The organism is Streptomyces sp. Edi2 (genome assembly GCF_040253635.1).
Taxonomy (GTDB): domain Bacteria; phylum Actinomycetota; class Actinomycetes; order Streptomycetales; family Streptomycetaceae; genus Streptomyces.
This window is the reverse complement of record NZ_JBEJGX010000002.1, coordinates 126,718-149,317: the sequence shown is the minus strand read 5'-3', so window position 1 is coordinate 149,317 and position 22,600 is coordinate 126,718. Positions and strand designations below refer to the sequence as shown.

Genomic DNA, 22,600 nt, shown 5'->3' with positions numbered 1-22,600 from the left:
CGGGGCTGGAGGTGCAGCCGGTCGTTCTCGGGCCGTGGGGTGGGGCCTAGTCCAGGTAGTCCTCGCAACCGCCGGCGCGGACGGTGTCGAGGGTGAAGCAGTGGAATCCGCCGCCCGCGAGCCGCCGGTGGCGGTGGCGTACGGGAACGACGGTGAAGCCGCGGTCCTCCAGGACCCGGATCAGTTCGGGGTAGAGGGAGTTGACGACGACGGTGTGCTCGTCGACGGAGAGCACGTTCATGTCGATGTAGCGGCTGGCGATGTTGAAGCCGAAGTCGCTGTAGTCGGGGAACGCGGCCTCGTCCATGGCCGGCGGGTAGATGACGTCCCACGCCTGCATGGCCTTGGGCAGGTAGGAGAGGTACTTCGGCTCGCGCAGCAGCATCAGGCCGGGCCGAAGGGGCACCACCACGCTGTCGATGTGGCTGTCGGCGATGGCGTCGAGCAGGTGGAAGCGCAGGTGGGGCAGGGTCTGGCGGAGCCAGCGCAGGGCGAGCTGATGGTTGTAGTTGGCGGCGTTGACCAGGACGTCGCGGCCCAGGCGCATGCACTGGGCGCCGTCGAAGATGAGCTCCAGGCCGAGTCCGTCGAGCGGCAGAGCCGTGTCGGAGTCGGTGACTCGGGTGACGTCGATGCCCTGGCGGGTGAAGTAGCCGGTGTCCAGGGAGCCGCGGGCGAGGGCAGGCCGCGGCATGCTCTGCCAGCGGGCCCCGTCCTCGAAGTAGCGGTAGAGCACCGGCTTGAGCAGGTCGTTCTCGAAGATCCGGGCGCGCACGTGCGGAGCCGTCTCCACGATCATGTCCCCGAGGATGATCGTGTTGTCGCGCACGTTGAGGGCCGGGGTGGCCCGCGCGTCCCAGAAGGGCGAGCGGATGTCGATGTCCTTGCCCGGGGTCGCCGGGCGGTGCACGGTGACCCCGCCGGCGGCCAGGGCGTCGGCCAGGCCGGTGACGTCCTCGTTCAACTCGTCGACCAGCTGCTGCGGGATCTGCAGGAGGTCCTGCCCAGCGCCGCCGGGGACGGGGTCGGGGGTGACGTTGTCGTAGTAGAACAGCTGGAAGGAAGCGTCGACGTGGTGCGCGGTGTAGTGCTCGGCGCTCCCGACGATGACCTCTTGGAGCGGGCTCCACTCGTCGTAGCTGTTCAGGGGCAGGGTCTGGGGCATGGTGGGCCGACTCCTTGGCGGCGTGGGCGGCGCGGTCAGCAGGGGCCGTGCGCACAGCAGCGCGTCCGGCCGGTCGGGTTGGGCAGCGGGCCGGGTAGGCCGGCTCAGGCGGAGGCCTCGGCGGTGCGGGGCTGCGAGGCGGGCACGGCGGGTGCGTCCAGGCGGGCGATGATGTCCTCGATCACGCACGGCACCTCGGGGGTGGAGCGGCGGCGGAAGAAGTAGCCGCTGCACCAGGGCACTGTCTCCCAGTCCTCCAGCCGTGCGCTGAGGAGACGGTGGGCCTCGGGCAGGCGACGGAAGGGGATCTGCGGGCACCAGTGGTGCACCGGGTGGTACATGTCGTCGAGGTGGCCGCCCAGGAGGTGACGGGTGAGCCAGTGCGAGGACCAGCCGCGCGTCTGCCCCAGCACGTTCTTGTGGTCCTCGATGAGCCCGGCGTGGTTGCCCAGGTCGGTGATCCAGGTGACGACGGGGCGTACGAACACCAGCGGCACGAGCCAATACCAGAGGAACGCCCCGACCGCGTCGAACGGCCAGCAGGCCGCGATGGCCGCGCCCCACACCAGGGCCCGGCAGGCGAGCGCCCGCCACGACTCCTGCGGCGCCTTGGTGACCAGGGTGAGGACGGCCGTCTTGGGCAGGCGGAACACCGCGCTGCGGAGGATGACGCGCACGACGAACGCGCGGCGGGTCGGGGCGGGCCCGGCCCGGCGGATGTCGCCGGCCTGGTAGGACTGGAACATCGGATCGTCCGCAGAGCCGAGCTTGGCGTGGTGGATGCCGTGCGTGGCCTTGTACGGGGCGAAGCCCTCGCCGAGCAGCGCGGTCAGCGCGTACCCGATCATCCGGTTCGCCTTCCGCGTGGCCATCAGTTTGGAGTGCACGCACTCATGGGCCAGGTTGGACAGGTGGCGCTGGCGCACGCCGATGTAGCAGACGGCCACGACGGGCCCGATGAGGTGCCCGGCGAGCGCGCCGAGGACCGCAGCCGCGGCGACGGTCAGGATGTCCATGAGGACGTCGCGCATCCCGATCGTCGGGCGGCCACACAGCCCCTCCAGCTCGCTGATCAGCGGCCGGCCAAGGACTTGCTGCACGGAGCGCGAGGCGCCGGTGCCGTGCCGCGTACGGCCCGGTGATGCCGACAGCTCGGGCGTGCGCGCCGCTCGGCTGCTCATCCGATTCCTCCAGTCTCCTTCGAAGGGGTGGCGTGGTGCGGGGAGGTCGGCTCCGCCACGGGGCGGCGCCGACCTCCCCGCCGGCTCCTCCTGGTGCGGTGCGCCGCGCGGATGCGCCGTCAGGAGCGCCCGCGCGGGCTATGGGTCACCAGGAGGCAGCCGGTGATGGGGCCGGTCAGGCTGCCGCGTCCGGACGCTCGCCGGACTTCAGCGACGACGCGGCGTCCGGGCGCTGCCCGGACTTCAGGGAGCCGGCGTCGGGACGGACACCGACCTTGAGGGCGCTGGCGTCGGGACGGACGCCGACCTTCAGAGCAGAGTTCATGGCTCCTCCTTCGGGCACAGATGTGCCGTGGGTTCGATGCGATCGGGAGGGAATCAGCGTGCGGAAGGCCACGGGACATCCCGCACGCAGCGGCGTTCGGTCGTGCGTGCGCCCACACATGAGAGCTGACGGAGCTGGCTCGGCCCACGGCTGCGGACCGCGCCCTTCGCCAGAAACGGTCAAGGTGACCGCGGTGTTGACCGGGCGCCGTGACATCAAGCTAGGAGCGGGTGCGGACTTCGGCAACGAGTTCAGACGTTGCACCGGACGCGCGGTTGTTGCACCGCGCGCATGAGGGTGTCGCATGGGTGTTGCACGCCAGCAGCCGGTGACCTGCGCATGCAACACCCGTCGGACACTGGCGAAGGGCCAGCACCCAACACACCACGCGGTGCGCCCAGTTGGGCGCGCTCCTGTGGGGTTCTGCTCGCTCAGGCGGCCGACTAGCGTGCCGCTGCCGGCGACGCACCGCGCCCGGCCCTGACCGCGCCATAGGGCGCAGGTCCTCGTGTTGTTCTGCCTCAAGGAGTGCCGCGTGCCCGATGACCCGATAACCCTGAAGTCGGAGCTCCTCTTCGGCCTGCGCGACACCCTGCGCGCCGAGGGGTTCGTGGAGCTGACCACCCCGGTCGCCCGCCGGGCCGACCTGGGGCCGGGCCGGCGCGCGCCGGTCGACCTGGACGGCGGCCGCTACCTGCGGGCCATGATCGGACCGGCGCTGCGGATGAACCTGGAGTTCCATCCGAGGATCTTCGAGATCGGCCCCTGCTTCAGGCCCGAGACGCCCGATGCCCTGCACGGCAGCGAGTTCACCATGCTCGACCTGTACGCCGCGAACGAGGACTTCTCCTTCCTGCTGGAGCTGGCCGAGCAGCTGGTCGCGGCGCACCTGCCGTACAGGCCGGTGCGGGTCTCCGTCACCGACTACATCCGCGACGTGTTCGGCATTGACCTGCGGCACGAGCCGACCGGGGATCTGCCTCGGCGGATGGCCGCCCGCCTCGGTCTGGACGTCGACGCCCCGTTCAAGGACACACTCGGCACGTTCGTGGAGCGCGAGCTGGAGACCCAGAGCGCGGGCGCAGCGGTCTTCCTGGTCGACTACCCGCTCGGCGGCGACGAGCCGTGCGCTCGCCTCACCCCCGGCACCGTCGCCCAGCTCAACCGGTTCGAGCTCATCGTCGACGGCATCGAGGTCGTCCACGGCTACGAGGACGAGCCCGACGGGACTGCGTTCACCCAGCGGGCCAAGGAGGTTGACCTCTACGACGACGAGCAGCGCCTTGCCCGCGAAGCTGTCGACGCTGGCCGGGTTCCGGCCGCCAGTGTCGGACTGGGCATCGGCATCGAGCGGCTGTGCATGGCCGTGTCCGGGGTGAAGGACATCCGCCGATTCCAGCACTCCCCCATGTTCTGACCCTCGCCCCCAAGACCGTCCGAAGGGACCCGGGATGCCGCTCCAGCTCCGCTCGCTCGCCGGCGGGTTCGGCGCCGAGATCGACGTCGATCTCACTTCCTCAGCCGCCCGGGGTTCCTCGGTGGAGCTGACGCAGGCCCTGCACCGTCACCGGCTGCTGGTCTTCCCCGGCCAGCACCTCAACCACGCCGACCTCCTCGCGGCCGCCGCGCTCTTCGGCACGGTGGACACCGACGTCGACCGCACCTACGCCGTCCCCGGATTCCCGGGGATCACCACGATCAGCAACATCGTCGAGGACGGCGCCCATGTGGGCATCTACGACGGCGACGATGAAGAGGAGTGGCACGCGGACGGCAGCTTCAAGCCGAACCTGCCCCGGGCGACCCTCCTGTACTCCGTCATCACTCCGGAGGCCGGCGGCCAGACCCGGTTCGCCGATGCCACCCGCGCATACACGGACCTGCCCGCCGAGCTCCAGGAGGAAATCAAGGGGCTGCGGGCGGTGCACTCGATCCGGCATCTCGGTGACCTGCAGAACCAGGCAAGCGGCGGCCAGTCGTCCACCGCCACCGGCAGCCTGGCGGCCATGCCCGACGTCGAGCACCCCCTCGTCCGCACGCACCCGGTGACCGCGGCCCGCTCGCTGCTGCTCGGCAGCATGGTGATCAGCGGCATCGTGGACATGGACGCGGAAGCCAGCGCCCGCCTGGTTGCCGAGCTCCTGGAGCACACGACCAGTCCCCCGTATCTCCACACCCACCACTGGCGGCAGGGCGACCTCGTCATCTGGGACAACCAGGCCACCTTGCACACCGCCTCGCCCTGCGACAGCTCCCGCCACCACCGGCTGCTCTACCGCGCCACGATCCGCTGAGACGGCAGGCGCGGAAGACCGGACGGCTGGCCGACGTGCGGCGAGATCCCGTCGGTCGGAGGCCCGCCGCCGCTAAGGTGCGGACATGGCCGAGAAGGAGCATTCGCTCAGCGAAAACCGCGTCAACCGGATCGGCGCGGAGGTCCGCGGGGCATGCCCGGAGTTCGACGCTGAGGCCTTCGCGCGGGATGTCGTCGCTGACTTCCCGCGGCTCGGGCTGAAGGACCGGATCGCCCGCACCAGCAAGGGGCTCCACACCCACCTGCCGGTCGGCGGACTCCAGGCCGTCGACATCCTGCTGCGCTCGCTGCCGGCCACGCCGGAGAGCGCTGGCATCACCAACGACTTCGGCTTCTACATCTATGCCCCGCACAGCCACTTTGTCGGCGAGCACTGCCGCACCGGCGAGGACCTGGAGCAGGCGCTGGACGCGCTGCGGCGCTTCACGTCGTACTTCTCGGCCGAGGACGCCATGAGGTACTTCATCGCGGACTTCCCGACCGAGACGTTCAAGGTCATCGAGTCCTGGACCGAGGATCCGGATCACCGGGTTCGTCGCCTGGCCAGCGAGTCCACGCGCCCGCGCCTGCCGTGGTCGGTCCGCATCCCCGTGGACCTCGACGCCGGGATTCCGATCCTCGACCGGCTCTACGGCGATGCGAGCCGGTTCGTGACCCAGTCGGTGGCCAACCATCTCAGCGACGTCGCCGAGGACAACCTCCCCCTCGTCCTCGACACCCTCGGCCGGTGGCGAGCCGAAGGCCGTGCCAGCGCGAAGGGCTTCGACTTCATCGCGCGCCAGGCCCTGGGCACCCGGCTGAAGAAGGGCGACGCCGCCGCGTACGAGTTCCTCGGCTACCCGGCCGATCCGCCGGTCGAGCTCTCCCCCCTGCGCCTGGAGAGCAACCAGCTGCGCATCGGCGAGCGCCTGGTGTTCGCCGCGGACCTGACCGCGACGGGAGCGGCGAAGCTGCGGGTGAACTACGTGCTGTCCTCCCCCACCAAGACCGGCAAGCGCCGAGTGAAGGCGTACGTCCTGAAGACCACCGCGGTCCAGGCCGGGCAGACCATCGAGGTCAGCAAGCAGCACGCTCTGACGTCCACGTCGACCGTCACGCTCGTGCCCGGAACGTACACGCTCGAGATCCAGGTCAACGGCCGTCCTTCGGCCCCGGCGGAATTTCACGTCGCCGACGTCTGATCCGCGCGGGCGCCCGGGTGCGTCAGTCGCGTGCGGGTGGCTCGGTCCTTGGCGCGCCGAGGCCGGCCGTGTCATTCGCTGTCGACCAGCGTCGTGCATAGCGGAATCCCCAGGTGCCTGCCGCGAGGGCGCTCAGCCAGGTCCAAGGTTCGGGGCTCGCCCCGGCGACCGCGCAGAGGCCGACGGTGATCAGCCCGCCGGCGAGGGCGGGGATGAGAGCGAATCCGATGCGGTGCGCGGGGCCGACCGTGGCCATGCTGTCATCCTCCCCCGAGAAACCCTGACGGCATCGCGTTTCCGGCCATCAAGGTTCGGCTCCTGGAGCTGCCCGCCCGGAGGCCGGGGTCAGAGGTCGGTGAGGATGCGCGCCAGTTCGTCGACGAGCGCGATGAGTCGAGCGCGCTCGGATCCGTGGCGCCCCCGGCGGAACCCGCGTCGGCGGCCGCCGTAGGCGGCCTGTACCGCGCCGAGTTGCGCCCAGCGCCGTGCGCGTTCCCGGTCGAGCTCGGCGGCGCTGGTGAAGGCGTCGACGGTTCGGTGGATCCCCTTGGCCAGGTCGCCCTGCTCGGCGAGGACGACCGACCGGGACTTGGTCAGCGTGGCGCAGTCGTACGCCCGGTCACCTACCCAGCCCTTCGGGTCGGCGGCCAGCCAGGGCTCTCGCGTGCCCGCCAGGATGTTCCGCGCGTTCAGGTCGCCGTGGATGAGGGTGTCTGGCTGGTGGTGCGCGAGCTCGCGCACCGTCGCCGTCGCGGCCTGCACCGTCCGGGACGGCAGAGCGTCCGGAAATTCCCGGGCGTCCCGCAGCAGTTGCTCCTCCCATCCGGCGGCCCGGTCTTGGAGCCGGGGCAGTCCGGCGGGCGCGGGGACGGCGAGGCGAAGGCTGACACCCCCGGCGATCGCCGCCACCTCGTCGCCCTGCGCGGCCTGGGCCAACGTCGTGGGGTGTGCCCGCTCCAGGAGCATGGCGAACCGGTCGTCGTCCCGCTCGTGCAGCCGGACCGCTCCGCGCCCGCCCCAGGCCGAGAGCGCGTCCGGCTCGAACCGGTTCTCGGGATGAGGAAAGGACACCTTCAGCACCGCAGGCTCGGTCATCTTGCGCAGAACCGGGACGACGATCCCGACGCCCCCGTACAGCAGGTCACCGTCCGCCGTGCAGTCCCAGCGCTCGGCCACCTCCCGCACCGCGGCCGGGAGGGTGGAGAGCCATGCCGAGCCGGCCGCGCCTTCGCGGTCCACGGTGACCCGCACGAACGCCTCCGGAAGAACGATCACCAGCCAGCGCACCGCCCGGCCCGGGTACGCGGCGCCGTGCCGGTGCGCTGCTCCTGCCGGTCGGCCGGTCACCGCCGTGCCGGCCACTGTCGCTCCAGGAAGCCCCGGAGCTCCGGGGTGGTCGGCGGGAGCTCGTCCAGGGCGCGCACCCACTGGTGGCGATCGTGCTCGGACAAGGTGACCGAGCCCGGCTTCTCCGGCGTGCAGGCGAAGACCAACTGGCGGCTGGTGCGGCCGCGGGCGTTGGTGTAGTCGAAGTGGCCCGCGTAGCGGTCGATGGTGATGGTGAGGCCGGTCTCCTCCATGATCTCGCGCGGGAGGGCGTCGATGATCGACTCGCCTCTCTCAAGCCTGCCGGCCGGGGTCTCCCAGGTGCCGCCGAGGTAGTCGTCCGGGTTGCGGCGGACGACCAGGAGGCGCTCGTCGTGCACGATCAGGCCGCCGGCGACGAGGGTGTGGATTCCGTCGCGGTGGGCCTGGTCTTCGAGCTCGGCGGCAAGGCCGCGCAGGGCGGCGTAGCGGGCGAGCGGGCTCATGGGGCGCTCTCCGAGGCACCGTGGGTCAACGAAGGCGAGTGCCCGGCCTTCGGTGAGGGTCAGGGTGTCGGGGTCGCCGTCCCAGGTGCCGCGGAAGACGTAGGTGAGGTGCCCGTCGTCGGCGGTGTGGGTGAACAGGTGCGAGAGGCTCACTGCGGCTTCGTCGAGGCCGACCTCTTCGTGGACCTCGCGCACGATGGTGCCGCGCGGGCCGGCATCGGCGGCCTCTGGTTTGCCTCCGTTGGGTGACCACGTTTCCGGCCAGCAGGTTCCCGGGCTGTCGCCGCGCAGGTGCATCAGGAGATGCCCGCTTCCGTTGCCGACCAGGGCCAAGGTGCCGTATCCGTACGGCGGTTGGCGTGGCGTGATGAGCTCCAGGACGCGGTCGGTGTCCTGCCGTGTGGTGGGGTGCAGCGGGACGAGGTCGAAGTCGTTGCGCGGGATGAAGGCGAGCTTGCGGCCTTCGGTGAGAGTCAGCGTGTCGGGGTCGCCGTCCCAGACGCCGCGGAAGACGTGGCGGGGGTAGCCGTCGGTGTGGGTGGAGAACATGTGCGTCAGCCGGATGTTCTCCAGGCCAGTCTCCTCGCGCAGTTCCCGGCACGCGGTGGCGTGCGGGTCGAGGTCGCCGGGCTCGGCGCCGCCACTCATCGGCGCCCAGGTACCCGGCGCCCAGATGCCCGGCTTGTTGTCGCGCAGGTGCATCAGCACCTTGGTCGCGTGCGGGTCCGTGAGTACGACGAGGGCGCAGTACGGGTCCTCGTCCGCCGGGCGGTCCTGGCGCGGCAGGCCCAGGCTCGACAGAACCCGGGCGCGCAGGACGGGGTCGCCGAGTTCCGAGGGCGAGCACCATTGTGCCGCGCCGACCTCTTCGGGCTGCAGGGTCAGGGCGACCGGTCCGCGGGCGCGGAACAGGTAGCGGACGTCGTAGTGCACATGGGCGGGCTCGTTCCTGTCAGGCCGGGCCTCGATCAGGTGGACGTCGATGTGCACGGGGGTGCCGTCGCCGTACGCGTCCAGCTCGGTGACGCCGGTTTCTTCGGCGATCTCGCGCCGGACGGCCTGCCCGAGCGTGCGGTCGGAGTCCTTCGGGTGTCCCCCGGGCTGGATCCAGCGGCCGGAGGCGAGGTGGTGGATGAGCAGGACGTCGTCGGCGTCGTTGATGACGACGCCCGAGGTGGTGACGTGGCCGTCGAACTCCCGCCTGTCGGTCACATTCGCGCCGCCGGCGAGACGGTCCAGGAGGGGCTGGAGCATCGGCTGTTCGTCGGGGTGCCCGCGCAGGTAGCCGGTGACGAGGTCCTGGAGGTGCTGGGCGGGGATGGTCATGGCTCTCCTGGTGACCTCGTGCGCGGCGCAGCTCCGCAGGGGGCGCGGCAGGGGACGGCGCGTTCGAACGTAGCGGCCGATCGGCGGGCGCGGGCACGGATCGCGAGAACATCACCCGGGCGTGTGCCGGCCGCGTCGAAGGTCCGATGCTAGCCGCCGTAGCGGCCGTCCGGGGGCGTGACGCTCCGGGTGCTCACCCGGCTGCGAACCAGATCGAGCCACTCTCGCGGGCGCCGGATTCCAGGCCGGCCCGGAGAGTTCAAGAATCCTTTCTCCCAACATCACCCCAGGTCAGAACCCTCTCTTACGCGGGTGGCAGCTGACGGCAGGGGAGGCCGGGGATGACCGGATCACGGTGCTGGTGGCCGCGGATTGTCAGTGGCGTGGGCGAAGGTCCGTCCGCAGAGCACAGCCACACCACACCGAAGGAGACGGGTGCTGTCGACGCGTCATGCAAGCCGCCGCTCGGGCGACCGTCCCGCCGCCTTCCCCGTACGTGTGAATCGAACGAAGCGAGAGGAGCCGCCCACGCAGACGGCGCTTGCCGTCCGCGTCCCGGCGTCGAACCTTCACTCGACTCGTCGCCCGCGGCTGCCCGTAGCGGCCCTGTGATCAGGTCCGTTGTCCGGGTGCTCTACCCCGTTCCACCACCGAGGAGAAACCGTGAATCCCGTCCGCTTGGTCACCCTTCACCCTGTTCTCGAGAACCCTCCTGCTGCGGCCGCCGAGGCCCTCGCGCACCGGCGGCCCGTCGACGTCCGCCGCGTCCTGTTCGCCGCAGCATCACGACCGTCATCGGGGTGGGGGGCATGACCAACCCGACCACTCCGCCCCGGGCCCTGCTCACGTGGGCCAGCCGGGCACTCGGCGCCCGTCCCGCCGTCAAGGACGTCAGCCATCCGCGCGAGAACTCCCGCGTCTGGCGGCTCGACCTGCCCGGGGCACTCCGCTTCTACCTGAAGATCTCCCCCAAGGCCGTGATGTACGAGCGCGAGACGCTCGCACTCCGAAGTGCCGCACCAGCCCTCGGCGCCGGCGGCGCTCCGCAGCTGCGCGCCTCCAGCGCGGAGCATCTGGCACTGCTGCTGACCGCTGTCCCAGGACGGCCGCTCAAGCAGCTGGAGCTTTCGCCCGTGGAGGAAGCCCGCGCGCACCGGCACGGCGGCGCCCTGCTGGCTCGCCTCCACGCGGCCGGTGATCTGTCCGGCTCTCGACGGGCCGAGGCGGAGCAGGCACTGCAGACCGCGGCCGAAGGCGCCGAGGGGCACCTGTCTGCGGCCGGGGACCGGCTGACCGCGCCGGAGCACAAGCTCGTGCGCCAGATGGCCGAGGAGCTGCGGACCTTGCCGCCGCTGCCGCTCGCGTACATCCACGGCGACGCGTGGGAACGCAACCTCATGTGGTCGACCTCCCGGCAGCAGGCCGGATGGATCGACTTCGAGCGCTCCCGGGCCGCGACCGCCGTGCAGGACTTCGTGCTGATGGCCTGCTCCACCTGGACCGACCGGCCCGACCTGCGGGCCGCGTGCCTCCAGGGCTACGGCCGCAACCTCACCCTCGAGGAGCAGCACGCCTTGAGATGCCTCGCAGCGATCGACGCGGTGAGCTGCCTGGTCTGGGGACCGAAGCTCGACGACCCCCACGTCACCGCACGCGGACGGCGCACCCTGGACCGCCTGATGGCGGGGGTGTTCGCATGACCGCACCGCACAACCCGACCGACTCCCCGACCGTCGAGGTAGCACGCGGTGGGGCGGCGTCGCTCCCGGCCGCGCGGACGGGAGCTCCGCAGCCCTCCGCGCCGCCCGAGCTCGACTACAACGGGCGCAAACACCGGCGGGCGATGGACGACGCCACCTTGTGGGACATGGCCCGCCGCATCCCCGCGGCCCTGATCCAGACGGCCCGTCTGGCCTGGAGCGTCGACCGGCGCATGGCCCTGACGATCGTCGTGTGCCAGCTGCTGTCCGGCATGGGCACGGCCGTGATGCTCACCGCCGTCGCGAAGGCCCTGCCGCAGCTGATGGTCGACGACCCCCGCCAGGGCCTGGCCCACGCGTGGCCGGCGCTGACCGTCGCCGTCGTCGCGATGGCCACCGGCGCGTCCATGTGGATCCTCGCGGACTGGGCGACCCGGCGCCTGAACCCGCAGATCGCCTCCGCTGCTGACCTGCAGCTCGTGGATCTCCACATGCGGGCCGAACTCGCCGCCTACGACGCGGAAGGGTTCGGCGACCGGAGCCAGGCGGCGGAGATCGGCGCGCTGCGCGCCGTCGACCTCGCCGACGACGCCAAGACCCTCACCAACGGGCTCATCCAGCTCGCCTCCGCGGCCGTGGTCCTCACCACCTTGCACCCTCTGCTTCTCGGTGTGCTGCTGCTGTCCGTCGTCCCCCGCGGACTCGGCGGCGTGATCGCCGCCCGGGTGGACTACCGCGTTCACGACCAGACGATCTCCGCCCGCAATGTCCGCGGGATGATGCGCTGGTGGCTGACGACGGCCGAACTCGCCGACGAGCTACGAGCCAACACCATGCGCGGCTACCTGCACTTCTGGTACCGATCCATGTGTGACCGGGTCGAGATGCGCGAAGTTGCCGGGGCACGCCCGTATCTGCGGATCACGCTGCTGGCCGCCTCGCTCGGCGGCCTGTTCACCCTCGGCATGTGGGCCTCACTCGCCGGCCTGGTCCTCGCCGGCGCCATGACCACCGCGATCGCCGGCACCGCGGTCGTCGCCTCACAGACCGCCGGCCGCGCCCTGAACTCGATCATCCGCTACTCGACGGTCATGTTCCACCACGGCCTCTACCTCTCCGACTACTACACCTTCATCGACGAGGTCCGCGCCATGACCACGGCCCGCGGCACCGCACAGGCCAAGGCTCCGCAGCAGATCCGTCTGGAAGGCGCTTCCTACACCTACCCGAGCAAAGAGACCGCGGCCGTCCAGCCGATCACCCTCACCCTGAACCGCGGCGAGGTGGTCGCCCTGGTCGGGGAGAACGGCGCCGGCAAGTCCACGCTGATTCGCATGCTCACCGGACTGACCGTCCCGACCGACGGGAAAGTGCTCTGGGACGGCACCGACCTCGCCGGCGCCGACGCGGAGTCGGTGTGGCGGCACGTGGGTCTCGTACCGCAGAAGAACGGCCATTGGCCGCTGGCCGCCCGGGAGAACATCACCCTCGGGCAGCCCCGCGAGCACGGCGACGAGCAGATCTGGGACGCGGCCGAGCGGGTCGGCATGACCAAGGCCCTGCGCGAACTCCCCGACGAACTTGAGACGTTGCTCGCCCGGTCGGTGTGGGGCGGACACGAGCTCTCCGGCGGTCAGTGGCAGAGATTGGCCTGTGCGAGGGCTATGTACAGGCAGCCGGCCGTCCTCGTCTTGGACGAGCCGACCAGCGAGATGGACGCCCGCGGGGAGCACCAGATTTTCCGGGAGCTGAGGGCCCTGGCTCCGGATCGGATCACTGTGGTCGTCACGCACCGGCTGGACAACGTGCGGATGGCCGACCGGGTCATCGTCCTTGACCAGGGCAGCATCCGTGAGCAGGGGTCCTTCGACGAACTCGTCGCCACCGAGGGGAGTTTGCTGGGCGAGCTGTACGCCCTCGCCCAGGACCGCTGACCGGCGGCCACTAACAGAGGTCACCGCGGGGTCGCGCGATCCGGCGCGGCCCCGCCACTCCCCGACATCAAGGAGCGTCATGCACAGCCCCGAGCCCGAAGCCGTCAACGCCCGCGCCTGGACCACGTACGGCAACCACCATCTCCAACGCGGTACCAAGGTCCCGGAAGTGGACCGCTTCTCTTGGGGATTCTGGCCAACCGGTCCCCGTGTCGAAGTCCTCGGCGACCTTACGGGCCTGCGGATCCTGGACCTGTGCTCCGGCCTGGGCAAGCACGCCGCCCACCTGGTGCGCGAGCACGGCGCCACGGTCGACGCCGTTGAAGCCTCCGCCAGCCAGCACGCTCGGGCCCTCGCCCGTTACGGCGATCTACCGGGGCTCTCCCTCATCCACGCCGACGCCGTGGCGCACCTGCAGACCGCCGAGCCGTACGACGTGATCTACTCCGTCCACGGCTTCGGCTACATCGACCCCCATCGCCTGCTGCCCGCCATCCGGCAGGCCCTGAAGCCCCGCGGGCTCCTCGCCTTCTCCGTCCTGCACACCAACTCCCAGGGTCGCGGACCCTCTTCGAGCGTCGTCCCGCGCGCGGAGATCCTGCCTCTCGCCGGCGGCGAGGACCAGACCGTCGAGATGTGGGTGCTCACGACGAAGCTGTGGGAGGACCTCTGCGTCGACAACGGCCTGCTCATCGACGACATCGTCGAACTCGACGCACCCGAGGACGACAACCCGGTGTCCGTCCGCCTCTACCGTGCGCGGAGCCGTGCCTCCGTCAGCAGCCGGCCGCGGACCACTCGCCCGCCGGAGCCCAACGCCGCGCTCGGGGTCGGCGCGATCCTGCACGGACCGCGCGGACTGCTGCTGGGTCGGCACCGTCGGGGCACTCTCGAACTCCCGGGCGGATCCGTGGAGCCAGGCGAATCCCTCGAAAGCGCGGTGGTGCGCGAGCTCCTCGAGGAGACCGGCTGCCGCGCCCGCGAGGAGGACGTCGTCCTGCTCGGCGTCCTGGTCGACCAGGTCGGCCCCGTCGTGCGAACCACAGTGCCCTCGATCGTGACCCGCTGGGACGGTGATCCGGCGACGCAGCCGAACGAGAGCGTGGGCGACTGGCGCTGGCACCGCCTCGACCACCTCCCGAACGGTCTCTTTATCCCGAGTGCGCAGTGCCTCACCGCTTGGCAGCCCGATCTCGCCATCAACCACCCGGTCGCCCGTTTCTACCCGTTCGCTGGCACTGCCGGGCCGTCCAGGACGGCGCTGGGGTGACGGAGTGCCACCTGACGGCTGTGGGTGTTACGTGGGACGGGCCGCGAGGTAGCGATCGATCCCGTCCCGGATGTACGGGGGGATCGTGAGGGCGGCGAGGTGCTCAGGGTCGACGAACCGGAGCTCGACTCCTTCGGACAGCGGCAGTGCGGACGCGTCACCGTCCCAAGACGCAGCGAAGAAGGTGATGAGCTGGCCCGATCCGTGCTCATCGAGGACTTCGAAGAGCTGGGTGAGTTCATCGACATGAAGTCCGGCTTCCTCATCGAGTTCCCGCGCGATCGCGTGCGCCGGCTCCTCTCCCGGGTCGCAGCCGCCGCCCAGCAAACTCCAGTAGTCGGGCCAGGCGATATGCGGCAGGTTGTCCCGCCGGTGGAGGAGGAGCTCTCCCCGTCGGTTGGCGATGATCGCAACCGCCCCACGAGGCACGGACGGCTCGTCGGATGCGGTGTTGGCCCGGTGCATCCGGACAACGTAGTGGAGACGCGATTCGCCTTGTTGCAGGCGCAGTTCACGGTGAACCACCTCGACCCTCTGAGGTACCCGAAGCCGGTGGGTGGGAACAACGCAATGGGAGACGCAACGCCGTCACTGGACGGAGCTTGTCTTTCAGTCTGCAGTCCGCTGCTGGGGGGGGTGCCCGCTGTCCATGGATGGTGACTCTGCGCTCAAGCGGGCCCGCCTGGCCCGAAACCTCACCCAAGAAGAGGTTGCCGACCTCCTCAACGAGATCACGGGAGGGTCTTCGGACGGCAGCGTCGTCAGCGCCTGGGAGTTGGGGCGAAAGCGGACAGGCATGAGGAATCGCCGGGCCCTGAGCCAGTTGTTCCGAGAGCCGCCCGAGGTGCTCTTCGCACACCAGGACGGCCGTGATGCGATCAGCGTTCTCGAGGCGACGGGCACCGATGTCGTTGTCCGGGTGCTCACCCGGTACACCGACCTCCTTGAGGCGATGCTCGATGTGGTCATGAATGCTCGGGAGTACCTGGTGGTCACCGGATCGCGTAGTCGTGAGAAGACGTACCTTGCAGCCATCGAGACAGCTGTGGCGCAACGGCCTGACCTCGTGCACTACCGCGTCCTCTACGGTCCGCCGCGCCATGCCGCGTTGTCCGAGCATCTGGTGCGGTTACTGGAGCTGCGTGATCCGGCCGAGCGCCGCAATGGGGTCAAGACGCTGCACATCGGCATTGTCGAACCTCTGCAGGCGATGGAGCGCTACTTCGTGGCCTCGGAGACCGCCGCGGTGGTCCCGCTGCCCTCATTCCACGGAGCCGAGGGCTTCGACTGCGGGATCTTGCTGGGACGTGAAGCCGCGGTCGGACTGGTGCAGCATGGGCGGGAGGCTTGCGCGTCGGCGCGCCCGGTGGAGACCTTGGAGGCCGTATACGCCCTGCCCGTCCGGCATGGCGGAGCGCCACGGCAAGGAGACACGTGAGGAACGATCTGGTGGTCCAGGCCGCCCAGCGATCACAGTCCGTCATCGCGCTCGCTCAGGAGCTGATCCGGCACCCCAGTCGTGGCGGAATCGACGACTACGCGCCCGTACTGGCCGTTCTGGAGAACTGGCTTTCCGAGCGGGGCCTGCCGCACCGGCGTCTGCACGACGAGCAAGGCCAACTCGTCGGCCTTCTGGTGGAGATCGCGGGCGTGCGCCCCGGCTCCTGGTGGACGCTCGACGCCTGTGTCGACACGGCTTCCTTCGGTGATGAGAGCGCGTGGACGTTCCCGCCCACCGCCGGCGACGTGGTGGCGGGCTGGCTCAGGGGACGTGGCGCGGCCGATTCCAAGCTGGCCGCGGCCGCCTTCGTGCACATCGCCGCAGACCTGCAGGCGCGCGCGGACAACCTGAGTGGGGGCCTTGCGGTGCTCCTCGACGTCGATGAGCACACCGGAACCTTCGGCGGCGCCCGTGCCTATCTCGCCGACCCCGATGCGGCCCGCCCCGCCGGGGTGCTGATCGGCTACCCCGGCATGGAGGAAGTCGTGGTCGGCGGCCGCGGACTGTGGCGCGCGACGGTCACGGTGTACGCCCCCTCGGGGCACTCGGGGTCCAGCCGCACCGTCCTGGGCGCGGTGTCGCGTGCCGCCCGTCTGGTCCAGCTGCTTGACTCCGCTGATCTGCCGGGCGTTCCTCAGCAAGGCGCGGGCTTTCCGCTCGCGCCGAAGTTGTCGGTCACGGCCATCCACGGCGGGCAGGGCTTTTCCGTGTCGCCGGATCGGTGCGAGCTGAACGTCGACGTACGGACGACGCCCGCCTTCGACGGCGAGGATGCCGCGACCGTGGTGCGCAAGGCCGTTGACGAGCTCGACGCCGAACTCCCGGGACCGCTGCCTACCCGTGTTGAGGAGATCGCCTGCTGGCCGCCCTTCCGCCTCGAGGAGCACGAACAGCCCGCGGCCGCGCTGCTGGACGCCGCGGCCTCGATCGGAATCTCCGTCCGGGCGAAAACGGCCGGTCCGTCGAACATCGGCAATCTCCTGGCCGGGGCTGGGCCCGGGGGAATTCCGGCCACCGCTGGCTTCGGGGTTCCGTACACCGGGCTGCACGGCACCGACGAGCGGGCTCACCTCGCCGAGCTTCCGCAGGTGTACGCCGTCTACCACCAGGCCGTGCTGAACCTCCTGGGCGCCGGCTGATCGCCGAACTGCCCAGTGTGAAACCAGTTTTGTTCCAGGTCCGAACCCAGTAAGTCCCCAGTGCGCGATCTGTCGGCGCACGGCGCGTCGCGCTGTCATGGAGAGGTCGAAGAGGCCGCACGGGAGCCGGCACCGCCCCGTGCGGCCGACAGGCCACGGCGCAGCGCCACCAGGTCAGCGCCCCCACCCCCCTGGGGCAGGGGCCCGGTCAGGCGGCATGCGCCACCTCGAACGGCCGCCTGCTCGCCCCGTCGGGGACGGGCGTTGGCGCGGCCGCTGTTGGATGGAGGGCCGCCTTGTCCGTGATCCAGCAGGTCCCGTCGGTCGCGACGGTCTCCCGGTTCCTTCTCGGGCACCGGCTGGAGCAGCTGCGCTCGTCTCGTCGTCTGACCCTCCACGAGGTCGCCAGCAGCCTGTACCTCAGCGACTCGAAGCTGTGCCGCATCGAGCGGGGCGAGCATCGCGCCACCCTCACCGAGATCGAGAGCCTTGCCGACCACTACGGAGCGTGCGGCAGGACCCGGGCCACGATGCTCCGGTGGGGCGCGCTGTCCCAGGGGCGCGGCCTCTACCACTCCTTCGCCGACGTCGCCGATGCCCGGGTCCGGGACTATCTGGATGTGGAGGCCGCCGGACTGCAGGCGGTGTTCGCCCCGCGGGTGATCCCGTCGGTGCTGCGGACCCGGCGCTACGCAGTCGAACTGCTCGGTGCGATGCGGGCCGAGGAGGTGGAGCGGCGGCTGTGGCTGCTGGCTCTGCGCCAGCAGCGCCTGTGGGAGAACGGCCGGGGGCCGGTGCGGGTACTGCTCGCGGAGACGGTGCTGGATCTCGGCTTGGGCGGCCCCGCGGTGATGGATGAGCAGACGCGGCGCCTGTGTGGCGTTCCCGTCCAGGTGCGGGTGCTGCCGACGCAGCAGGCCGCGAGGGTGTCGAGCGGGGCCTTCTCCTTGGTGGACCTGGGCGAGGAGCAGGTCACGCTTGCGGGCCGCGAGCGGGAGGACGGCCGGCCGCGCCTGCACCCGGACCGTCAGGGGCGGGCGGCCGCGCGGTTCGAGGAACTGTGGCGGGCCGGCGTCGACCTCGGAGGCCTGGCCACGGTGGCGGCGCCGGTGTCCCGGGTCGCGTAGTTCGTGGGCGCGGCGGCGGGATGTTCCGGGCGGTCATGTGGTGTGGGCGGTCAGGATGGTGCGTTCGTCGTCGGCCCGTACGGGGGCGATCTGCCAGGGAAGCCATCCGGGGGTGATCGCAAGGAGTCCGGGCCGGGTGGGCAAGGTCAGCGGCCGCCCCCAAGGTAGGCCGGGCAGGCCGACGTTGGCCGCGCCGGCGCGTGGGTCGTGCAGGATCAGGGCGCCGGAGGGATCCTCCTGGTCTGCTGCGCGCGCGGCGATGACCAGGAGGGCGCACCAGGTTCCCGGGCTGTGGCGCAGGCCCGCGTGGAAGCCGCCTTCCCAGCGTTCGGTGCGCCAGGTCCAGGCGAGGTCACGGCCGGGGTGGGCGTCGGGCAGTGCCTCGGGCAGGCGTGCGGGCTCCGTGGTGACGCGGGTGAGGTCGGCGCCGGTCAGGACCGTGGTGTGGATCACGGTGGGCCACAAACTGCTGATCGACATGCGGGTCTCCACTTCGGGCGGCGCGAGGGGCGGTCAATTTCCGTGCTTGAAGCCGATGTTGAAGGCGATCACGATGCGTTCGCTGTCGCCCTGGTACGGGGTGACCCAGTGCCGCAGCCAGGCGGGGAAGGCGACGAGCAGGCCCCGGGCGGGGACAAGGGTGTGCAGGGGGTTGCGTTCGGGTTCCCGGGCCGTGGCGGCGGGCCTCGGGTCGACGAACTGCAGCAGCCCGGTGCCGGGCAGCATGCGGCCGGTGGAGACGTAATAGACGCCAGACCAGGCGGCGTCGTGGTGGCTGTGCAGGTGGTGGATGCCTTCGGGGCGGTACACCACGGCCCACGCCTCGGCGACCATGGCGACATCCTGGCCGGCCGCGTCGCATCCGGCGCCGACGTGCTGATTGAGGGCGTCGGCGGCGTCCAGGATCCAGCCGCGGAACTGGTCGATCGCCGGGTGGTCCCAGCGCAGGACGTCGGAGGTGGTCTTGTCCGCGTCGCGCACGCCCACGGTCGAGTTGGGGGTGGTGCGGGTGCGTTCCAGGATCAGGGTGCGCAGGGCGTCGTTGCAGGTGGGGTCGGGATTGATGGTGCGGGTGTAGAGGGGGGTGTCCCAGAAGGCTCCGCTCGGCGGGGTGGTCATGGGGTTGCCTCCAGGATGCGGTCGGCCAGGGCGTGTCCGTGGTCGGTCAGGCACGGGCGTGCCTCGTCGAGGAGGTGGCGGCAGCCGGTGCGGTAGGTGTCGAGGTGCGCCAGGCGTTGGTCTCGGACCGGCCCGGGGACGCGGAGCAGGGGCCACAGCCGGGTCAGTCCGTGCAGGACGTGGGCGGCGCCGAGGAGTTCGGCGGGGCTGCGGCCGCTGGTGCCCGAGGGCAGGGTGATGCGGCGGGTGCAGCCGGGGTGCTGGAGCGGGACGAGTTCCTCGCACAGGTACAGCCACTGGTGGAACATCTCGTGCAGGACCTGTTCGGCCAGCACGTAACCTCGGTCGAAGGCTTCGGTGGCGAGGAGGATGTGCTGCGGCCAGGCGAAGCAGGAGGCGCTGATGCTCGTGCGGCCGTCCGGCATGGGCAGGTAGGTGAGCGGCAGGGCCCGCAGCAGCGGATCCCAGGGCGGGACGAGCTCGGCGAGGAGATCCACCGTCGCGTCGACGGCGGCCAGCTGCCGGGTGGTGAGGGTGCCGGAGGGCAGGGGGCGGGGGAGGTCGAGGGCGCGGATGCGCAGCGCCTCGTCCGGGGCGAGAACGGCGGCGAGCTCGGCAGGCGCGGGGGCCGGCTGAGGGCCGTCGCGCCGGTGGAGACGGGCGCACGCGGCGGCGGTGATCAGACGCTTCGGGTCGTGGCCGGGGTCGAGGAAGGGCCAGCCTCCGCAGTGGGCGGGGACGAACGGGCGGGTGTCGGTGGAAGTGTCCATGAGCGCTCCGTGAGGTAGTCGCGCAGGTCGCCGGACTTGATGCGGATCTCGGGCAGGCGGTGCAGTTGGGCGCGCGCGGCGCTCGCCGCGGCGCTTCCGGCGACAGCGGACACCGTGTCGAGGAACGTGGGCACGGTGCGGTCACCGAACCAGCGGAGGGCAAGGTCGTCGATGACCGCGGTCGCCTCCGTGTCCTCCAGCACGCCGGCGTGGGCCAGGTGGTGGGCGAGGGCGCGCAGGTCGACGAGCGCTTCGCTCAGGGGCCGGTAGTCGGGGGCGGGAGCGTGCAGGAGCGCGACTTCGTCGTCGGGGGCCCCGGTGGCGAGCAGGTGCTCGAAGACGCGCCCGTAGCCGGTCATGCCGAGCAGGTGGAGCTCGGCGGCGCGCAGCGCGCCGATGGAGCCGAGCCCGGTCACCTGCCATCCGGCGCCGAGCGCGTCGAGGAGTTCGCGGTGCCCGACGGCGGGCACGTCGTCGTAGCGGCCGTCGACCAGGGCGATGGTGGCGGGGGGCTGGCTCTCGATGAGGCGGGCGATGCTTCCGCGCCGGGCCGGTGGATGACGGCGTACGCCGGCCTGGTGCAGGAGGCCTTCGGGCAGGCGGTGCGCGGTGGGGCCGACGAACAGGTCGACCCTGCGGGGCGTGGTCCGGGTCATCGTGGCTCCCGGGCGTGGGCGGCGAGGCGGGGGCCGAAGCGGCGGGTGTAGGGGGTGAAGTGTTCCGCGCCGACGACCAGGACGCGTACGACGTGGAACGGGTCGGCCAGCGGCGCGAAGGAGTGCACGCCGACCGGGCCGAGGCCCGCCTTCGCGATGGCCTCGAGCAGGCCCGTCAGCAGTACCCCGGGTTGGTCGGTGGACGGGGCGGTCTGTCGGGCGGGGAATGTGGTGGCGGGTTCGGGGCTCGCGTAGCGGGCCAGCAGCTGCCCCCGGAAGGCGGCCCGCTCGTCGGGGGTCATGGCGGCGAAGGCGGCGTAGCTGTCGGTCAGGTCGTCCCGGGCGCCCTGGATGTAGGTGAGGCGGGACTGGGCGGCTTCCGACAGGGCGCGGACGGCGGCGATCTCCGGCCAGGGGTGGAAGCCGTATCCGCCGTTGCAGTACAGCGGATGCGCCCGGTCGGGGTCGTCGATCAGGGCGGTCATGTAGTGCCCGCCGTACGCGGGTAGCCAGCGCAGCCACACCTTGAGGCCCGCGGCCCGGATCTGCTCGTACAGCTGGGCGGGCCCGGCGGGCAGGGTGTTCGGGGTGATCAGGGCGGAGGTGTCGTTGATCCGCATCAGTGAGGTGACGTCGCGCTCCAGGACCTCGCACAGACCGTGCAGGACCGCCTCGGTGTGGCTGTTGCCGGAGGCGAGCCCGGTGGTCGTGGAGCCGAACAGGCCGGTGTACGCCTGCGGCGGGCAGGGGGTGAGGACCAGTTCGGCGGGCGCCGTGAACTCCCGTATCCCGTCGGCGGACGGCACGGTGATCCACGGCAGTGGCCGGTCGACGTCCACGTCCTGGTCCGGGCGCGGGCACCATGCGCCGAGCTTCACGCCGTCCTCCTCGGCGAGGGTGCGGGCCGTGGCCCACCGCAGCGGCGTCGTGTCCGCGCACGCCTCGGCGACGGCCTGCTCGATGGCTTCCAGGAGCGCGCCCGCCCGTGCCTCTGCCGGGTAGCGGCCCTTGCCGGCGGTCACCACGACCAGGGCGGCTTCGGGGCGCACCGCGGAGAAGACCGGGATTCCGATGCGGTCCAGCCCGGTCGTCTCGGCGACCCGGGTCACGCCCAGGCGCTGCGCCACCGGCCAGGCCCGGATGCAGGTCTCGGCCGCGTCCGTCTCGCGCACGCTGCTGCTCAGCACCGTCATGACCCCACCTCCGCCGCGGCGGTCGTCCACGTGGGCAGGGCCGGGTGCGGACGCAGGACAACCTCGGCGAACCAGGGGTGTGCGGCCATCGGACGGTCATCGAGGCCGAGGGCGAGGAAGCCGGTGCCGCTGCGCCGCCCGGTCTGCAGACACGGCAGAGGGTAGTCGGCCTCCACATGGCCGACGAACATCCGCTCCAGTGCGGGCAGTTCCTCGGCGACGAGCTGCGGCCCGCAGGCCACCCCGTCGTACGTGTCGTGTCCGAAGCGGGGGTGGCCGATGTCGAAGTCGTCGATGACCGCAACGCCCTCGTGGATGGCGGCGAGTTCGGCCCGCAGCGGCCATCGCGGACCCCAGTGCGCGTCCAGGAACAGCAGCGGGCGGCGAAGTCCGGCCAGCAGGGCCGGCAGCAGGGTCGCGGAGTCTCCGTGCCGGACATCGGCGTTGCGCCAGGTGGCCAGGCGGGCCCGGGTGAAGGCCGCCCGCCCGGGGTCCAGGTCGCAGGTGCGTACGGGGAGTTGGGGGTAGGCGCGGGCGAAGTATTCGGTGGTGTCGCCGAGGTGGCAGCCGCTTTCCACGATGCCGTCGCAGCCGTACGCGGTCATCAGGTGGTGGACCTGGCAGGCGGTGGTGATGTCGAAGCCCAGCGGTCCGCCGCCGCCCGCGAGCCGGTCGAGCCCTCCGGCCCGCGGCGTCCGGTAGAAGGCGCCGAGGAGGTGCTGCAGGGAGGCGCTGTCCAGGAGACAGGACAGTGAGGCGAGCGAGGTGCCTGACGCGGGCATGAGCGCACCTTCCGACTTCCGGGGCAGACCGGGGGTGGGCGGGCACTCCCGAGCATCACGCCGAGCGGGCGCCACCGGGAGCCCTGGCCGCAGATGCGCAATTGCA

General features: G+C 71.3%; 22 protein-coding genes. 9 read left to right on the top strand and 13 right to left on the bottom strand.

Annotation, left to right across the window (positions count from 1 at the left end):
- Positions 1–46: 46 nt before the first annotated feature.
- The 3 genes from ABR737_RS02620 to ABR737_RS02610 form a co-directional block, all read right to left on the bottom strand.
- Positions 47–1,165 (bottom strand): inosamine-phosphate amidinotransferase 1, encoded by a 1,119-nt coding sequence (locus tag ABR737_RS02620; protein WP_350248542.1) that lies wholly within the window; start codon positions 1,163–1,165, stop codon positions 47–49.
- A 104-nt stretch (positions 1,166–1,269) separates the two neighbouring features.
- Positions 1,270–2,346: a fatty acid desaturase family protein gene (locus ABR737_RS02615; protein WP_350248541.1), complete on the bottom strand. Its 1,077-nt coding sequence runs from the start codon at positions 2,344–2,346 to the stop codon at positions 1,270–1,272.
- A 175-nt stretch (positions 2,347–2,521) separates the two neighbouring features.
- Positions 2,522–2,671, bottom strand: coding sequence for a hypothetical protein (locus ABR737_RS02610; RefSeq protein ID WP_350248540.1), 150 nt, complete (start codon positions 2,669–2,671; stop codon positions 2,522–2,524).
- A 535-nt stretch (positions 2,672–3,206) separates the two neighbouring features.
- Between ABR737_RS02610 and ABR737_RS02605 the strand changes: the two genes are divergently transcribed.
- The 3 genes from ABR737_RS02605 (at position 3,207) to ABR737_RS02595 (ending at position 6,166) form a co-directional block, all read left to right on the top strand.
- Positions 3,207–4,088: an amino acid--tRNA ligase-related protein gene (locus tag ABR737_RS02605; protein WP_350248539.1), complete on the top strand. Its 882-nt coding sequence runs from the start codon at positions 3,207–3,209 to the stop codon at positions 4,086–4,088.
- A 34-nt stretch (positions 4,089–4,122) separates the two neighbouring features.
- Positions 4,123–4,965, top strand: a complete 843-nt coding sequence (locus tag ABR737_RS02600) for a TauD/TfdA dioxygenase family protein (protein WP_350248538.1) — start codon at positions 4,123–4,125, stop codon at positions 4,963–4,965.
- An 85-nt stretch (positions 4,966–5,050) separates the two neighbouring features.
- Positions 5,051–6,166 (top strand): YhaZ family DNA alkylation repair protein, encoded by a 1,116-nt coding sequence (locus ABR737_RS02595; RefSeq protein ID WP_350248537.1) that lies wholly within the window; start codon positions 5,051–5,053, stop codon positions 6,164–6,166.
- A gap of 22 nt (positions 6,167–6,188) precedes the next feature.
- On the opposite strand, the gene ABR737_RS02590 is transcribed toward ABR737_RS02595, so the two are convergent.
- The 3 genes from ABR737_RS02590 to ABR737_RS02580 all read right to left on the bottom strand — a co-directional run bounded on the left by ABR737_RS02590 (position 6,189) and on the right by ABR737_RS02580 (position 9,303).
- Entirely contained in the window at positions 6,189–6,422 is a 234-nt protein-coding gene (locus tag ABR737_RS02590; protein WP_350248536.1) for a hypothetical protein, read from the bottom strand.
- A gap of 89 nt (positions 6,423–6,511) precedes the next feature.
- Positions 6,512–7,441 (bottom strand): aminoglycoside phosphotransferase family protein, encoded by a 930-nt coding sequence (locus tag ABR737_RS02585; RefSeq protein WP_350248706.1) that lies wholly within the window; start codon positions 7,439–7,441, stop codon positions 6,512–6,514.
- A 68-nt stretch (positions 7,442–7,509) separates the two neighbouring features.
- Positions 7,510–9,303, bottom strand: coding sequence for an NUDIX hydrolase (locus tag ABR737_RS02580; RefSeq protein ID WP_350248535.1), 1,794 nt, complete (start codon positions 9,301–9,303; stop codon positions 7,510–7,512).
- An 809-nt stretch (positions 9,304–10,112) separates the two neighbouring features.
- On the opposite strand from ABR737_RS02580, the gene ABR737_RS02575 reads away from it, so the two are divergent.
- From ABR737_RS02575 to ABR737_RS02565, 3 genes are all read left to right on the top strand, one after another.
- Positions 10,113–11,003 (top strand): phosphotransferase, encoded by an 891-nt coding sequence (locus tag ABR737_RS02575; protein ID WP_350248534.1) that lies wholly within the window; start codon positions 10,113–10,115, stop codon positions 11,001–11,003.
- Positions 11,000–12,937, top strand: coding sequence for an ATP-binding cassette domain-containing protein (locus ABR737_RS02570; protein ID WP_350248533.1), 1,938 nt, complete (start codon positions 11,000–11,002; stop codon positions 12,935–12,937). Before ABR737_RS02575 ends, ABR737_RS02570 begins: the two co-directional genes overlap by 4 nt.
- 79 nt (positions 12,938–13,016) lie before the next feature.
- A complete protein-coding gene (locus tag ABR737_RS02565) occupies positions 13,017–14,207 on the top strand; it encodes a bifunctional class I SAM-dependent methyltransferase/NUDIX hydrolase (protein ID WP_350248532.1) in 1,191 nt (396 codons plus the stop codon).
- A gap of 27 nt (positions 14,208–14,234) precedes the next feature.
- Here ABR737_RS02565 and ABR737_RS02560 read toward each other — a convergent pair whose 3' ends face one another.
- Entirely contained in the window at positions 14,235–14,672 is a 438-nt protein-coding gene (locus tag ABR737_RS02560; RefSeq protein WP_350248531.1) for an NUDIX domain-containing protein, read from the bottom strand.
- Positions 14,673–14,856: 184 nt separating this feature from the next.
- Between ABR737_RS02560 and ABR737_RS02555 the strand changes: the two genes are divergently transcribed.
- The 3 genes from ABR737_RS02555 (at position 14,857) to ABR737_RS02545 (ending at position 17,974) form a co-directional block, all read left to right on the top strand.
- The gene (locus ABR737_RS02555; RefSeq protein WP_350248530.1) at positions 14,857–15,645 is read left to right on the top strand and encodes a helix-turn-helix transcriptional regulator; all 789 of its coding nucleotides are present in this window, start codon (positions 14,857–14,859) and stop codon (positions 15,643–15,645) included.
- Positions 15,642–16,847, top strand: coding sequence for a M20 family metallopeptidase (locus ABR737_RS02550; RefSeq protein WP_350248529.1), 1,206 nt, complete (start codon positions 15,642–15,644; stop codon positions 16,845–16,847). Before ABR737_RS02555 ends, ABR737_RS02550 begins: the two co-directional genes overlap by 4 nt.
- A gap of 302 nt (positions 16,848–17,149) precedes the next feature.
- Positions 17,150–17,974: a Scr1 family TA system antitoxin-like transcriptional regulator gene (locus ABR737_RS02545; RefSeq protein ID WP_350248705.1), complete on the top strand. Its 825-nt coding sequence runs from the start codon at positions 17,150–17,152 to the stop codon at positions 17,972–17,974.
- Between the two features lie 33 nt (positions 17,975–18,007).
- On the opposite strand, the gene ABR737_RS02540 is transcribed toward ABR737_RS02545, so the two are convergent.
- Genes ABR737_RS02540 through ABR737_RS02515 form a run of 6 tightly spaced genes read right to left on the bottom strand, consistent with a single transcriptional unit; the run spans position 18,008 to position 22,494 of the window.
- The gene (locus ABR737_RS02540) at positions 18,008–18,454 is read right to left on the bottom strand and encodes a 2OG-Fe(II) oxygenase family protein (protein ID WP_350248528.1); all 447 of its coding nucleotides are present in this window, start codon (positions 18,452–18,454) and stop codon (positions 18,008–18,010) included.
- A gap of 33 nt (positions 18,455–18,487) precedes the next feature.
- Positions 18,488–19,093, bottom strand: coding sequence for a TIGR02466 family protein (locus ABR737_RS02535; RefSeq protein WP_350248527.1), 606 nt, complete (start codon positions 19,091–19,093; stop codon positions 18,488–18,490).
- Positions 19,090–19,863 carry an aKG-HExxH-type peptide beta-hydroxylase gene (locus tag ABR737_RS02530; RefSeq protein ID WP_350248526.1) on the bottom strand — a complete coding sequence of 258 codons (774 nt, stop codon included), beginning with the start codon at positions 19,861–19,863 and terminating at the stop codon, positions 19,090–19,092. The genes ABR737_RS02535 and ABR737_RS02530 overlap by 4 nt, the downstream gene beginning before the upstream one ends.
- On the bottom strand, positions 19,773–20,519 hold the full coding sequence (locus ABR737_RS02525) for a TfuA-like protein (protein WP_350248525.1): 747 nt from the start codon (positions 20,517–20,519) through the stop codon (positions 19,773–19,775). The genes ABR737_RS02530 and ABR737_RS02525 overlap by 91 nt, the downstream gene beginning before the upstream one ends.
- Entirely contained in the window at positions 20,516–21,712 is a 1,197-nt protein-coding gene (locus tag ABR737_RS02520; protein ID WP_350248524.1) for a YcaO-like family protein, read from the bottom strand. Before ABR737_RS02520 ends, ABR737_RS02525 begins: the two co-directional genes overlap by 4 nt.
- The gene (locus tag ABR737_RS02515) at positions 21,709–22,494 is read right to left on the bottom strand and encodes a hypothetical protein (RefSeq protein WP_350248523.1); all 786 of its coding nucleotides are present in this window, start codon (positions 22,492–22,494) and stop codon (positions 21,709–21,711) included. The genes ABR737_RS02520 and ABR737_RS02515 overlap by 4 nt, the downstream gene beginning before the upstream one ends.
- Positions 22,495–22,600: the final 106 nt, after the last annotated feature.